Origin of the sequence: Lutibacter sp. (assembly GCF_021647475.1) — a bacterium.
Classification (GTDB): domain Bacteria; phylum Bacteroidota; class Bacteroidia; order Flavobacteriales; family Flavobacteriaceae; genus Lutibacter.
Window position 1 is genome coordinate 30,692 of record NZ_JAKIUR010000022.1, and the last position, 14,680, is coordinate 45,371.

Below are 14,680 nucleotides of genomic sequence, written 5' to 3' on the forward strand. Positions count from 1 at the left end.
TTTTGCACTATTTCAGATTAGACAAAGTATAAATATAAAAGAGGCTACTTTTATTAGTAGCCTCTTTATTTTTATAATTGATACTAATGAACTCTCTTATTGAAAAATTAGGTTTTCATTAGTTTTTTTAAACTAAAAATACTTTAATCATATGATTGGTTACATTGAACCTTATTTATAAATTAAGTCAAATCTATCAAGGTTCATTACTTTTGTCCAAGCATTAATAAAGTCTTTTACAAATTTTTCTTTTGAATCATTACTTGCATAAAATTCTGCTAATGCTCTAAGTTCTGAGTTTGAGCCAAATATTAAATCTGCTCTAGTTGCTGTCCATTTTTTTTCTCCAGTCTTTCTGTCTTTACCTACAAACTCTTCTTTAGAATCTGAAGTAGCTTCCCACTCTGTATTCATCTCCAATAATTTAACAAAAAAATCATTGGTAAGTTTATCTTTATTTGTTGTAAAAATACCTTTTTTACTACCATCAAAATTTGCATTTAATGCTCGCATGCCACCAACTAACACTGTCATTTCAGGTGCTGTAAGTGTAAGTAATTGAGCTTTATCAACCAATAATTCTTCTGTAGATAACGTGTATTTTGTTTTTAAATAATTACGAAAACCATCTGCCATTGGTTCAAGAAGATTAAATGAATTAATATCTGTTTGTTCTTGAATGGCATCTGTACGTCCTGAAGTGAATGGTACTTTGAAATTATATCCGGCATTACTAACTGCTTTTTCTACCCCAGCAGTACCTGCTAATACAATTAAATCTGCCATTGATACTTTCTTTGTGGTTGATTTAGCGTTGAATTCTTTTTGTATTTTCTCTAAAACTGCCAATACTTTTTTCAATTGTTTAGGATTATTCACCTCCCAGTTTACCTGTGGTTCTAAGCGTATTCTTGCTCCATTTGCTCCACCTCTTCTATCAGAATTACGATACGTTGAAGCAGAAGCCCAAGCAGTAGTTACCATTTCACTAATGGTTAAACCTGAGTTTAATATTTCCTTCTTTAAACTCTTAATATCGTTATCAGAAATTGTTTTATAGTTAGCAATTGGAATTGGATCTTGCCAAATCAAATCTTCTGTTGGAGCTTCTGGCCCTAGATAGGTGGATTTTGGTCCCATATCTCTATGCGTTAATTTGAACCAAGCTCTTGCAAAAGCCTCATCAAAAGTATCTGGATTTTTATAAAATTTTCTTGCTATTTTTTCATAGATAGGGTCGAATTTTAATGCTAAATCCGTAGTGAACATTCCTGGTTTAACCATTTTATCTGAATCAAAAGCATCTGGAACCATCATTTTTGGGTTTTTAGGCTCCCATTGATGTGCACCTGCTGGACTTTTAGTTAATTCCCATTCATTTTCAAATAAATTAAAAAAGAATAAATGACTCCATTTTGTAGGGGTAGATGTCCAAACTACTTCTAAACCAGATGTAATGGCATCAGCTCCTTTACCAGATTTATAATCACTTTTCCATCCTAAACCTTGTGCTTCTATATCAGCTGCTTCTGGTGCTGGTCCAACATGAGACGCACTAGCTGCTCCGTGTGCTTTACCAAGTGTATGACCACCAGCAATTAATGCAACTGTTTCTTCATCATTCATTCCCATTCTTCCAAAAGTTTCACGAATATCTTTTGCAGCTAGAAGTGGATCAGGATTACCGTTTGGTCCTTCAGGATTTACATAGATTAATCCCATTTGAACTGCTGCTAAAGGATTTTCAAGTTTTCTATCTCCTTTATAACGCTTACTGTCATCTAGCCATTTTTCTTCAGCTCCCCAATAAACATCGTCATTTGGCTCCCAAACATCAGTTCTTCCTCCTGCAAAACCAAAGGTTTTAAATCCTGTAGATTCCAAAGCTACATTTCCTGTAAGAATCATTAAATCTGCCCAAGAAATTTTATTTCCATATTTTTTCTTAATCGGCCAAAGTAATCTTCTTGCTTTATCTAAATTGGCATTATCTGGCCAACTATTTTGCGGTGCAAAACGTTGTTGTGCAGACCTAGAACCACCACGACCATCAGCTGAACGATATGTACCTGAATCATGCCAAGCCATTCTAATAAATAAACCTGCGTAACTTCCGTAATCTGCTGGCCACCAATCTTGAGAATCTGACATAAGTGCACGTATATCTTTTTTTAATGCCAAGTAATCTAAGCTTTTAAACTCTTTAACATAATCAAATTTTTCATTCATTGGGCTTGTTAGAGAAGAATGTTTGCGAAGTAGATCTAAATTTAATCGATTTGGCCACCAATCACTATTGGCTGCGGATCTTTTATTTAAATCACTTTTTTTAGTAACAGTTGCTCCCGAAAGAGCATCTGTTGCTTTTTTTTGCTGACAAGCCGTAAAAAATAGGCTTATCATTAACAATCCGATAAATAATATTATTTTCTTCATAATTATAATTTAAGTATTAAACGTTTTTACAAACATATCTAACTAAATACATTTTTTGCCACAATATGCATTCATTATTCTTATATCAACATAGGTGTTTTCTATTATTGTTATTTTAATCGCTAGAATTCCCCGACGCTTGCGTCGGGTGTTGCGTAAAGATATGTAATTTTGGCATTATGAGTGAGCATATTTTAAAGAGTTATAATAAAAGTTTATTGTTGTATCATTTAGTTTGTCCTATAAAATATAGGAGAAAGGTATTGACACCAGAAGTTTCTCAAACGTTACGAAATATATGTTTAGAAATATCGGTACGTTTTGAAATACATTTTTTAGAAATAGGATGTGATGACGACCATGTTCATTTCTTGATTCAAAGCATTCCTATGATGTCTGCTAAGAAAATAGCAAATACGATTAAGAGTTTGACAGCAAGAGAAATTTTCAGGCTACATCCAGAAGTAAAAAGGTTTTTATGGGGAGGGAAGTTTTGGACAAGTGGCTATTATATTAACACAGTTGGTCAATATGCAAATGAAGAAGTTATTAAGAAATATGTTCAAGGACAAGGAAATAATCAAAACTATGAAAAGATACATACTTCACAGTTGAAGTTGTTTTGATACCTCGTACCCTTGGGTCGAGGTTGTTCATTTATAGATAATTTCTATTTTAATAAAATTTATTCTCTGTAGTAGAATAAGTATTATTTTTATTTAAAAACACCTAAAGAATTTGTGAAAAATAATTGGAGATAAGTCCTGAATAGATATCAATTAGATGGAGCTAAAATCTACAACTGAAATGATGCCACTTTTATTGGTCCTTTTACGGTAAGTGCAATGGTTGATTTAACAAATCGAAATTGGTTAAATAATTTATATTTTGAACTAGTAAATAATAACGATTTACAAAATGGTGATTACTATTCGAATACTATAAAATTAATATCTTTAATAACAATTTCAAGAAATTATTGGAATCCAAATAGTTAAAATCAATTAAATTATAAAGGAATATTTCCGTGTTTTCTAATTGGTTTTGTTACTTCTTTATTTTCAAGTATTTGAAAAGTCTTAATTAATTTTCTTCTGGTTTCTTTTGGATAAATTATTTCATCAATAAATCCGCGTTGTGTAGCCATATAAGGATCTGCAAACTTGGAGGCATACTCATATTCTTTTTCTTTTAAGGTTTTTTCAGGGTTTTTGGAATTTTTTATTTCATTTTTAAATATAATTTCAGCAGCACCTTTAGCTCCCATAACAGCAATTTCAGCAGAAGGCCAAGCATAATTCATATCGGCACCAATGTGTTTAGAATTCATTACATCATAAGCTCCGCCATAAGCCTTACGTGTAATTACTGTAATTCTTGGGACGGTTGCTTCGCTTAAAGCGTATAATAATTTGGCTCCATTGGTAATTATGCCATTCCATTCTTGATTCGTTCCGGGTAAAAACCCTGGAACATCAACTAAAACTAACAGAGGAATATTGAAACAATCACAAAAACGAGTAAATCTTGCTCCTTTTTTAGAGCTATCCACATCTAGGCAACCAGCTAAAACCATTGGTTGATTTGCGACAATACCAATACTTTTGCCAGCAATTCTAGCAAAACCAACGATAATATTTTCAGCAAAATTTTTATGAATTTCAAAAAAAGAATCTTTGTCTATAATACCGTCAATTACCTGATGCATATCATATGGCTTATTAGCATTTTCTGGAATAATATGTTCTAATTCTTCTCTATATTCATCTTCTAATATATAAGGAAGTTTTAAAGATTTAATTTTGTTGTTTTGAGGAATATAACTTAATAATGTTTTAATATCTTCTAAACATACCATATCATTTGCAGAGGTAATGTGGGTAACGCCAGATTTTACTGCATGTGTTGTTGCACCTCCTAATTCTTCAGCGGTAACATCTTCGTTTGTAACCGTTTTTACCACATTTGGTCCTGTTACAAACATATAACTTGTGTTTTCTACCATTAAAGTAAAATCAGTCATTGCAGGAGAATAAACTGCACCGCCAGCACATGGTCCCATAATGGCTGAAATTTGAGGAATTACTCCTGATGCTTGCACGTTTCTGTAAAAAATATCGGCATAACCACCTAAGGAACGAACTCCTTCTTGAATACGTGCACCACCTGAATCATTCAAGCCAATTAAAGGAACTCCAATTTTAACCGCATGATCCATAATTTTGCATATTTTTTCAGCGTGAGTTTCAGATAAAGCACCTCCAAACACGGTAAAATCTTGAGCGAATACAAATACCAATCTTCCATTTATTGTCCCCGATCCAGTGATAACGCCATCTCCAAAATATACTTCTTTTTCCATTCCAAAATCGGTAGTTCTGTGCGTAACTAACATTCCGTATTCTTCAAAAGAGCCTTCATCTAATAAGTAGGTAACGCGTTCCCTCGCTGTTAATTTTTTTTTGGAGTGTTGTTTTTCAATTCGTTTTTTGCCACCACCTAATTTTGCTAAGTCTTGTCTTTGTTTTAATTTTTGATATTTTGATTCCATAAGTAAGATTTAACGTTTAATTGATTTTGGCAATTTTTAATGTTTTTTGTTCCTTTAAAAAAAGTTTTATGGCAACTATTGAGGCAATTGTAGATTCTTCTTCAATAATTTTTTGAATGATATCTTCAGTGAAATAATTTTTAACGAAATGAGTATTAAAATTTCCAGAGATAAAAGCTTTGTGCTCAAAAACAAATTTCCCAAAAGGTAACGTTGTTTTAATTCCATTAATTTGGTAATTTTTAATTGCGGTTAGCATCGTTTGAATTGCCTCGTTTCTGGTTTTTCCATAAGTAATTAATTTAGAAAGCATTGGATCATAATAAATAGGAATTTCCATCCCTTCTTCAAATCCATTATCTACTCTAACATTATTGCCAACTGGTAATTTGTATGTTGTTAAGGTACCCATACTTGGCATAAAATTTTGAAAAGAATCTTCAGCATAAACACGTAATTCTATAGCGTGACCTTTTATTTTTAAGTCGTTTTGATGGAATGAAATAGCTTTTCCTTGTGCAATATTAATTTGTTCTTCTACTAAGTCAATTCCTGTAATAAATTCTGTTACCGGATGTTCAACTTGTAAGCGAGTATTCATTTCTAAAAAATAGTAATTTAAGTTTTTATCCACCAAAAATTCTACAGTTCCTGCACCCAAATAATTACAAGATTTTGCTACTTTAGAGGCATCTTCTCCCATTCTTTTTCTTAATTCTGGAGTTAAAATGGAGGAAGGAGCTTCTTCAATAACTTTTTGATGACGACGTTGCACGCTACATTCTCGTTCAAATAAATGAACTGTATTTCCAAAGCTATCTGCTAAAATTTGAATTTCAATATGACGAGGAGATTCAATATATTTTTCAATAAAAACTGAACCATCTCCAAAAGCAGAGGTTGCTTCACTTATGGCACGTTTTAATTGTTCTAAAATTTCACTTTCTTTATAAACTACTCGCATTCCTTTTCCACCACCACCTGCAGCTGCTTTAATAAGAATTGGAAATCCAATTTTCTTTGCAATTTCAGTGGCTTTCTCTGGTGATTTAATAGCTGAGTCTTCTCCAGGAACCATAGGAATATTATAATTTTTAACGGCATCTTTTGCAGCTAATTTATTTCCCATAATGGCAATTGAGGATGATTTTGGTCCAATAAAAATAAGATTATTGTTTTCTACTTCTTTGGCAAAATCAGCATTTTCACTCAAAAAACCGTATCCGGGATGTATGGCATCTGCATTTAATTTTTTTGCGACTTCAATAATTTTATTTCCTAAAAGATACGATTTATTAGAAGGTGATTCTCCGATATAAACCGCTTCATCTGCAAATTTGGTATGTGGAGCATTTTTATCTGCATCAGAATAAACGGCAACTGTTTTTATTCCCATTTTTTTTGCAGTTTTCATAACTCTTATAGCTATTTCACCACGGTTTGCTATTAATATTTTTTTCATTGTGTTGTAAATTGAGTTAGGAAAGTTCTATTAAATGTTGTCCTTTTTCAACAGTAGTTCCTTTTTTTGCTGAAATTAATTTTATAATACCATCTTTTGGAGCTGTGATACTATTTTCCATTTTCATTGCTTCTAACACTAACAAAACATCTCCATTTTTAACTTTCTGACCTTCTTTAACGTTTATGTTTAAAATTAATCCTGGCATTGGAGCTATTATGCTATTCAATTTTTTAGAATTGTTTTTCTCAAATCCCATTTTACCAATTTTAATGGCTAATTCATCAGCTAGATTAACATTGTAGTTATTTCCATTAATTTTTATCTGATAAGTTTTAGCATTGAAATTGCTTTCTACTATTTCTAATTCATAGTTTTTAGATTGATAGCGAAGTTGTAATTTGCTGTTGGAAATGTGGTTTAATTCTAGTTCTTTTAAGTCTGAAAGATCAATTTTTTTTGTAAAACTTTTATTTACAGTTGCTTTAAACATAGTTAAAAATAAAATAATTAAGTAAAAAAATAACAATAAATAAAGTAGTTATATTACAATAAGTACTTTAAAGCAGAAAGTTACAAATTTTTAACGAAATTATTGATAATAATCAATTTTCTGATTGATATAGATCATTTGAATTTATAATTAGAATGCTTAAATTATAAAAACTGATTAGGCTAAATAATTAATTAAATAAAACGACATGAAAACTAAGTATAATTTTTGGTTAATTGTTCTGTTAATTAGTTTTGGGTTTTTATTGCAGGATTGCAAAAAAGATGATTTACTAGAAACAGAAGAAGGTAGGCTCACTACAGATTTGATTTCTAAATCTGATACAAGTATTAATTTTTTAGATATTAATAAAAATATACCCGATGGAAATTTAAATAAGGAAGCACATAAGAGGTTATCGCTGGTTGAAGGGACTTATGTGCCTGATGATAATTTTGAACTGGCGTTGATTAATTTGGGCTATGATAAACTTCCTTTAGATAATTATGTTCCAACTAAAAATATTGATAAAATCATTAGACTTTCAGTTTCGAAAAATAAAATTTCAGATTTAACTGGAATTGAAGGGTTTGTCGCATTACAGTTTTTAGAATGTTCTTTTAATAATTTAACTTCATTGGATTTAAGTAAAAACAAGAACTTAACCCATATGTGTTGTCATAATAATTACCTAGAAAATTTAAATGTTAGTGAAAACTACAATTTATTGTATTTAAATTGTGATTGTAATAGACTAAAGTATATTAATGTGAAAAATAACAATTTATTAGCTCACCTTTCTTGTAATGATAATGATATTAAAAATATTGATGTTAGTAGAAATAAATCTTTAACTTGTTTATACTGTAATAGAAATAACTTGATAAACCTAGATTTAAGTAATAATATTAATTTAACGCACATGCATTGTCTATATAATCTTAAATTAAAATGTATTAAGGTTAGTAGGGAGCAGTTAGATAATGTTCCTTCAGATTGGGATGAAAATGTTTATACCGAGTTTAAAATATTTTGTTCTTAAAAATTAAAAAAGCGAACTGATAAAGTTCGCTTTTTTGTTGTGACCTCGGCAGGATTCAAACCTGCAACCTCTTGAGCCGTAATCAAGTGCACTATTCAGTTATGCTACGAGGCCTTTTTGCGGGTGCAAATATACTATATTAAAATTATTTACAAACTATTTTTAGTTACAAAATATCGCCAACCTATAATTGCTAGTTGCCATTTTTTAGCATGCTGCATTTCTAAACCCATTTTAGAGAAACTTGGAAATACCATTTTGTTTAATTTAGCAACTGTTTTAAATAATTTTTTTCTCATTTTGTAAAATTACAGAAATAAAAAAATCCCACAAAATATGGGATATTTTTATTTAAAGTTTTAAGAGATAAAAAAATAACTGATAATACTTAAAACTAATGTTGTAAGTAATGTGAAAATAGTAATCATTTTAAATAGGTTTTAGTGATTAATAAATAAGAATTTTTAAATTCTTTATTTAAGATATTGCTATTCCCTTTTTAACTCCAAATTTTTTTAAATGAATTTGTGATATTGAGTTTAAATTGTTAATTAATAAACAATTTATGTTTGTTGATTTACTTAAATTACTACAAAAAAGTTATAAATAGAAATGTAAAACACCTAACATTAGATAAACTGTAAGGTTGTAATGCGGTATTTAGTTGCTATTTTATAAAGTAAAGGGAATACTGTTGTTAAAATGATATAATTTATCCATTTTGATTTTTAGCCTCAGTTATTTTTAAAAATTTATAAGCGTTTTATTTGATGATATAATTAAAGTATAATTTGGAATTTATTCTTTTATATTTGTCAAAAAAAAATAGATGAATTTAGTTTATGTGATTGTTGGATTTGTGTTGTTAATTTTTGGTGGACATTGGTTATTGAAATCTGCAATCGGATTTTCGTTGCGATTAAACATTCCTAAAATAATAATTGGGATGACGGTGGTTTCATTTGCAACATCTGCTCCTGAACTAATTGTCAGTATAAAAGCAGCTCTTGAAAACCATGCAGATATTGCTTTTGGAAATGTAATAGGCTCTAATATTGCTAACCTAGGATTAGTTTTAGGCATTACAGTAATTTTATCAACTATTAGTGTTGAAAAGAGTTTTTACAGAACCGATTGGCCTGTTATGATGTTCGCATCTATATTATTATATGGTTTTATAGCTTATGATGGTGTTTTACAAAGCTATGAAGGAATTATTTTAGTTAGTTTTCTAATAATATTTTTAGTCTATTTATTAAAATTTCAAAAAATAGCAGTGGTAGATGAAATTGATGAGGAAGCCATACATATGCCACTTCCTAAAATTTTCTTGTATTTTATAATTGGAGCTGTAGCACTTTGGGGTGGTTCAGAGTTTTTAATTAATGGAGCTGTAGGTATGGCAAAATTTTATCATGTAAGTGAACGTATTATTGGTGTTACCATTGTCTCTATTGGCACTAGTATCCCTGAACTTGCGGCTTCAGTTATTGCGGTGATAAAGAAAGAAAAAGCCATATCCTTAGGCAACTTAATAGGCTCAAATATTTTTAATATTTTAGCTGTTTTAGGGATTACTTCCATAATAACGCCTATAAAAGTTGTTGATACAGGATTATTAACCAATGATATTTATTGGATGCTTGGGATAGCATTTATCATTTTACCACTAACCTTTATTCCTGTTAAAATGAAATTATCTTGGAAAAAGGGTATAATTTTATTATGCATATATGCAGCATTTATATTTACAACTATTTTTGTTAAGTAATATTCAATAATAGGGGTTTAATTTTATTAATTATGAAATAAATAAATTTTACCCTTAAAAAAATAGGGGTTTAATTTTTTTGTTTAGAAAAACAATTTAGATTTGTACTATTAAAATTAGTTAACTTAATAGTATTATTATGTCTAAAATTCGATTTAAAGCACTTTCTGAAACCTTAAATAGAAAGCCAATAGAAGTGAATGAAAACACCAAACGATCTTTATTATTTGGTGAAAATGTATTTAATGAAACTTCAATGCGCCAATATTTAACAAAAGACGCCTATGTTGGTGTTATGAGTGCCATTAGTAAAGGAACAAAAATTGATCGCAAAATTGCAAACCAAGTTTCATCTGCAATGAAAGAGTGGGCTTTATCGAAAGGCGTTACTCATTATACACATTGGTTTCAACCTTTAACAGGTGCAACAGCTGAAAAGCATGATGCTTTTTTTGAAACTATTGGTGGTGGTTTGGCAATTGAAAAATTTGAAGGCGGACAATTAGTACAACAAGAGCCAGATGCTTCTAGTTTTCCTAATGGAGGAATTAGAAATACTTTTGAAGCTCGTGGTTATACCGCTTGGGATCCAACTTCACCGGCATTTATTTATGGTACTACATTATGTATTCCTACTATTTTTATTTCTTATACTGGCGAAGCTTTGGATTATAAAACACCATTATTAAGAGCGTTACATGCGGTGGACAAGGCAGCAACTAATGTTTGTAAATATTTCGATAAAAATGTTAGAAAAGTAACTTCTTCTTTAGGTTGGGAACAAGAATATTTTTTAATTGATAAAGCATTGGCTGCTAGCCGCCCAGATATTATTTTAACTGGAAGAACTTTGGTAGGGCATTCTCCTGCAAAAGGACAGCAATTAGATGATCATTATTTTGGTTCTATTCCTACAAGAGCTTTAAATTTTATGCGTGAGTTAGAAACCGAATGTATGTTATTAGGTATTCCTGTAAAAACACGTCATAATGAAGTCGCTCCAAATCAGTTTGAGTTGGCACCTATTTATGAAGAATCAAATTTAGCGGTTGACCATAACTCATTACTTATGGATGTTATGGGTAAAGTTGCTTCTCGTCATAATTTTAAAGTGTTGTTTCACGAAAAGCCATTTGCTGGTATTAATGGTTCAGGAAAGCATAATAACTGGTCTTTAGCAACAGATACTGGCATAAATTTATTAGGTCCTGGAAAAACACCAATGAGTAATTTACAGTTTTTAACTTTTTTTATAAATACCATAAAAGCGGTAAATGATAATGAAGAATTACTTAGAGCCTCAATTGCTTCAGCAAGTAATGATCACCGGTTAGGAGCTAATGAAGCACCACCTGCAATTATTTCTGTATTTATTGGAGCACAATTAACAAAAGTTTTAAAAGAACTTGAAGGTGTCACTAACGGTAAATTATCTCCTGAAGAAAAAACAGATTTAAAATTAAATGTTGTTGGTAAAATTCCAGATGTATTGTTAGATAATACCGATAGAAACAGAACTTCTCCTTTTGCTTTTACAGGAAATAAGTTTGAATTTAGAGCGGTAGGTTCCACGGCAAATTGTGCCAATCCAATGACTATTTTAAACACTATTGTAGCTAAACAGTTAAAAGATTTTAAAGTAGAAGTAGATGCTTTAATTGAAAATAATGACCTCAAAAAAGATGAAGCCATTTTTAATGTATTAAGAGAATATATTAAAAAGTCTAAAACTATTTTATTTGAAGGTAATGGTTATGGCGAAGCTTGGGAAAAAGAAGCTAAAAAAAGAGGCTTAAGCAATAATAAAACAACACCTGAAGCCTTAAAAGTAAAAGTTGCGGATAAAACAATTCAGCTTTTTGAAGAGATGAAAATTATGAGCAAAGTTGAAACTGAAGCTCGTTACGAAATTGAAATTGAAGAATATACCTTACGTCTTCAAATTGAATCTAGAGCGTTAGGCGATATTGCTGGTAATCATATTGTGCCAACAGCTATAAGGTATCAAAACTTGTTAATTAAAAATGTAAAAGGCTTAAAAGAAATTTTTGGTAAAGATTTTAAAAAGCACGCTGATGAACAATTGAAGTTAATTACTAAAATTTCAGAACATATTGAAGGCTTGCATGCTAAAATAGATGATATGTTAGCCGAACGTAAAAAAGCCAATAAAATTGAAAATATTGAAAAGAAGGCAGTCGCTTATTGCAATAAAGTAAAACCTTATTTTGAAGAAATTAGATACCATTGTGATAAACTTGAATTAATGGTTGATGATGAGCTTTGGCCATTAACAAAATATCGAGAAATTTTATTTACTAGATAATGCAATTATTACCTATTAAATTAACACCCGCTTTTTGCGGGTTTTTTAATATAAAATGGTTTAACTTTAATTGAAAATATAAATTTTTAGTAGAAATTTTATTTCACATTAACCAAAAACTTAAACTAATAATTTAAAAATAATAATAATTTAAAACATTAAGAAGCAAGGTTTTATACCATTTGTTTGTCAAAATAATCCAATTATAAATAATACTCTACCAACCCGCTAGACTATGTAACAAATGTTACTAAGTAGAACTATTCTAAACTGCTTAAAAACAAGTAATTATCTTTTGAAAATACTAAAATGATAGTTACTTTCGTTCAGCTATAATTTAAAATTTTGGTCTTCCCCAAATAAAAATTACCCCACGTTTAAACCTCAAAAAAATGTTTATCCCCGTTTTATAAGTTCTTAGAACTCTTATAAAATATATGTAATTATATAGTTTATAGCAGTTCATTTTCCTTAATAATTTATAGTAAGTTTTATTAAATATTTTATTTAACATTAATCAACAAATTTTTATTATGAAAAAAATTATTTTAAGCGTGGCACTTATTTTTGCTACAAGTATGTTGTTTGCACAAAGTACTGCAACTACAACACAATCAGGTGATTTACAATTGTCAGAAGTAAACCAAACAGGTTCAAATACTGCTACAGTTACTCAAAACCAAACAGGAACACCATCAAATAATCCTGCCTATATGAATAATGCAGTGGTAAATCAAAGCGGTGGAGATGGTAATACGGCTACCATTTTACAAGATGAATTAGGTAATGGAAATAAAGGATACAATGATGCTATAATTGATCAAATTGGGTCAGGTAATACTTCTACTCAAACTACTTATGCTCCTAATTCTAATAGCGGACAGGATGTTGAAGCTTGGCAAGAAGGAATTGGAAACACCGTTACACAAAACATTCAAGGTGGTTATACAGATTATTTTTATGTAAAACAAACAGGAAATGACAATACAGCCACTCAAACAGGTACAGGTATTACAACTAATACAGCTAGAATATTTCAAGATGGTACAAATAATACTGCCACCCAAACCTTAGCAGGTTCAAATAATGGTTATTATGGTGGTATTTATAGTAATGAAAGAATTCTTATTGAACAAAATGGAGATGATAATATGGCTACCCAAACTTTTACAGGTCATGGATCTAGTCATGGTAACTCAGCTGATATTAATCAATTTGGAAATAACAATACGGCAACTCAAGAAGGAAACGGTCGTAATCTTTATGCTGATTTTAATCAAATAGGCAATAACAATACAGCAAGTAGTAAACAAACCGGAGAGGCACAACAAGTTTTTGTTGATCAAATGGGCGATAAAAATCAAGCAACTGTATGGCAAGATCATGAAGGAAATTTTGCTGATGTAAATCAAAATGGATATTCAGATAAAGCATTTGTAAATCAAAAATATGGCTCAAATAATTCTGCAACCATTACGCAAAATGGTGCAACAGGAGGTACAACAACCCTTTATCCAGGTGTAAATAATTATGCAGTAGTTTTCCAATCAGGCTCAAACAATCAAACTACAGGAACTCAAACTGGTTACAATAATTTTTTAGGAACTTCACAAACTGTAGGATCAAATAATAATATCACGGCTACTCAAATAGGAAATGATAGTAGTTTTGATTCAAGTTATGTTTTTGATACTACTGGATGGGGTTATAACAATTATGCTAGTTTATCTCAAATAGGAAATGGTAATAACTTAACTCTTTATCAAAATGGTACAGATAATTATGCTGCAAGTATTCAAACAGGTAACTCAAATTTTGGCTCAATTTCACAAACAGGAAATAATAATTTTGGAACTTTATCCTCTACAGGAAATGGTCATTCAGGAACCATTACCCAAACAGGTAACATGAACCAATCTTTAATTACACAAAATTAATATTAAAAAATAGTTAAGTAATAAAAAAACCCGCTTTTTACGGGTTTTTTTATTGCTATTTAAATTTTAATATAACTATAGTTCTTGTTTACATAATTATTAACCTAAGTTTGATGTAAAACTTAAATATCGGGTTGAAAATCAACAAGCTACGTCATTGTGATGAATGAAGCAAAGTGAAATGAGGAAGCAATCTCATTTTTATAAAAAGATTACTTCAAATTATGTCACTACATTTATAATTTTCGCAATGACATTTTGATTTTCAGTTATTTAAAGTAAATCCTTAGCTCGAACTCAGGTTACTAGATAATTAAAATACTGCTATCCTAAATTTAAAATCCGCTTTTTGCGGGTTTTTTGTTTTTTAATGATATTATTTTTGATTATCCGTAATTAGTAATAATAAAGAACAACGTTATGCTCTGCCTAACTATAAATCTTATAACCTGAGTTCGATGTAAGCAAATTACTTGATTTCGATACAAAATTCTTTCAGAATTTCACTCAATCTGACGTAATTTGCAAACAAAACACGTCAATTCCTTTAGATTAGCAAACTGATAAAAACATTTAAATTTGTTAAAAGAAAAAGAATGGGGTGAACTAGGTCAGTTCGTAGTTTTTGATAACTAACACTCGTATTAGTCCCCATTCTTTTA

The 14,680-nt window shown here is 30.1% G+C and carries 10 protein-coding genes and 1 tRNA gene; 5 read left to right on the forward strand and 6 right to left on the reverse strand.

What is annotated here, in order from left to right; genetic code table 11:
• Positions 1-171: 171 nt before the first annotated feature.
• A complete protein-coding gene (katG, locus tag L3J60_RS07010) occupies positions 172-2,436 on the reverse strand; it encodes a catalase/peroxidase HPI (RefSeq protein ID WP_291974780.1) in 2,265 nt (754 codons plus the stop codon).
• Between the two features lie 179 nt (positions 2,437-2,615).
• Between katG and tnpA the strand changes: the two genes are divergently transcribed.
• The gene (gene tnpA, locus L3J60_RS07015) at positions 2,616-3,062 is read left to right on the forward strand and encodes an IS200/IS605 family transposase (protein WP_291974781.1); all 447 of its coding nucleotides are present in this window, start codon (positions 2,616-2,618) and stop codon (positions 3,060-3,062) included.
• 383 nt (positions 3,063-3,445) lie between these two features.
• On the opposite strand, the gene L3J60_RS07020 is transcribed toward tnpA, so the two are convergent.
• From L3J60_RS07020 to L3J60_RS07030, 3 genes are read right to left on the reverse strand one after another with little or no spacing between them, the layout of a single operon-like run.
• The gene (locus L3J60_RS07020) at positions 3,446-4,987 is read right to left on the reverse strand and encodes an acyl-CoA carboxylase subunit beta (protein ID WP_291974782.1); all 1,542 of its coding nucleotides are present in this window, start codon (positions 4,985-4,987) and stop codon (positions 3,446-3,448) included.
• A gap of 16 nt (positions 4,988-5,003) precedes the next feature.
• Entirely contained in the window at positions 5,004-6,449 is a 1,446-nt protein-coding gene (gene accC, locus L3J60_RS07025) for an acetyl-CoA carboxylase biotin carboxylase subunit (protein ID WP_291974783.1), read from the reverse strand.
• Between the two features lie 16 nt (positions 6,450-6,465).
• Positions 6,466-6,942, reverse strand: a complete 477-nt coding sequence (locus L3J60_RS07030) for an acetyl-CoA carboxylase biotin carboxyl carrier protein subunit (RefSeq protein ID WP_291974784.1) — start codon at positions 6,940-6,942, stop codon at positions 6,466-6,468.
• Positions 6,943-7,150: 208 nt separating this feature from the next.
• Between L3J60_RS07030 and L3J60_RS07035 the strand changes: the two genes are divergently transcribed.
• Positions 7,151-7,984 (forward strand): hypothetical protein, encoded by an 834-nt coding sequence (locus L3J60_RS07035; protein WP_291974785.1) that lies wholly within the window; start codon positions 7,151-7,153, stop codon positions 7,982-7,984.
• Between the two features lie 40 nt (positions 7,985-8,024).
• On the opposite strand, the gene L3J60_RS07040 is transcribed toward L3J60_RS07035, so the two are convergent.
• Positions 8,025-8,098: transfer RNA gene (locus L3J60_RS07040), tRNA-Arg, on the reverse strand.
• 35 nt (positions 8,099-8,133) lie between these two features.
• Positions 8,134-8,283: an SsrA-binding protein gene (locus tag L3J60_RS07045; RefSeq protein WP_291974786.1), complete on the reverse strand. Its 150-nt coding sequence runs from the start codon at positions 8,281-8,283 to the stop codon at positions 8,134-8,136.
• A gap of 530 nt (positions 8,284-8,813) precedes the next feature.
• Here L3J60_RS07045 and L3J60_RS07050 point away from each other — a divergent pair.
• The 3 genes from L3J60_RS07050 (at position 8,814) to L3J60_RS07060 (ending at position 14,018) form a co-directional block, all read left to right on the forward strand.
• Positions 8,814-9,755, forward strand: a complete 942-nt coding sequence (locus L3J60_RS07050) for a calcium/sodium antiporter (RefSeq protein WP_291974787.1) — start codon at positions 8,814-8,816, stop codon at positions 9,753-9,755.
• 139 nt (positions 9,756-9,894) lie between these two features.
• Complete coding sequence (locus L3J60_RS07055; protein WP_291974788.1) at positions 9,895-12,081, forward strand: glutamine synthetase III; 2,187 nt, start codon at positions 9,895-9,897, stop codon at positions 12,079-12,081.
• Positions 12,082-12,614: 533 nt separating this feature from the next.
• Positions 12,615-14,018 (forward strand): hypothetical protein, encoded by a 1,404-nt coding sequence (locus tag L3J60_RS07060; RefSeq protein ID WP_291974789.1) that lies wholly within the window; start codon positions 12,615-12,617, stop codon positions 14,016-14,018.
• Positions 14,019-14,680: the final 662 nt, after the last annotated feature.

Bases quoted from the DNA above. Each gene is read 5' to 3' on its own strand.
- katG (WP_291974780.1), bottom strand. From the start codon at position 2,436: ATGAAGAAAATAATATTATTTATCGGATTGTTAATGATAAGCCTATTT.
- tnpA (WP_291974781.1), top strand. From the start codon at position 2,616: ATGAGTGAGCATATTTTAAAGAGTTATAATAAAAGTTTATTGTTGTAT.
- L3J60_RS07020 (WP_291974782.1), bottom strand. From the start codon at position 4,987: ATGGAATCAAAATATCAAAAATTAAAACAAAGACAAGACTTAGCAAAA.
- accC (WP_291974783.1), bottom strand. From the start codon at position 6,449: ATGAAAAAAATATTAATAGCAAACCGTGGTGAAATAGCTATAAGAGTT.
- L3J60_RS07030 (WP_291974784.1), bottom strand. From the start codon at position 6,942: ATGTTTAAAGCAACTGTAAATAAAAGTTTTACAAAAAAAATTGATCTT.
- L3J60_RS07035 (WP_291974785.1), top strand. From the start codon at position 7,151: ATGAAAACTAAGTATAATTTTTGGTTAATTGTTCTGTTAATTAGTTTT.
- L3J60_RS07045 (WP_291974786.1), bottom strand. From the start codon at position 8,283: ATGAGAAAAAAATTATTTAAAACAGTTGCTAAATTAAACAAAATGGTA.
- L3J60_RS07050 (WP_291974787.1), top strand. From the start codon at position 8,814: ATGAATTTAGTTTATGTGATTGTTGGATTTGTGTTGTTAATTTTTGGT.
- L3J60_RS07055 (WP_291974788.1), top strand. From the start codon at position 9,895: ATGTCTAAAATTCGATTTAAAGCACTTTCTGAAACCTTAAATAGAAAG.
- L3J60_RS07060 (WP_291974789.1), top strand. From the start codon at position 12,615: ATGAAAAAAATTATTTTAAGCGTGGCACTTATTTTTGCTACAAGTATG.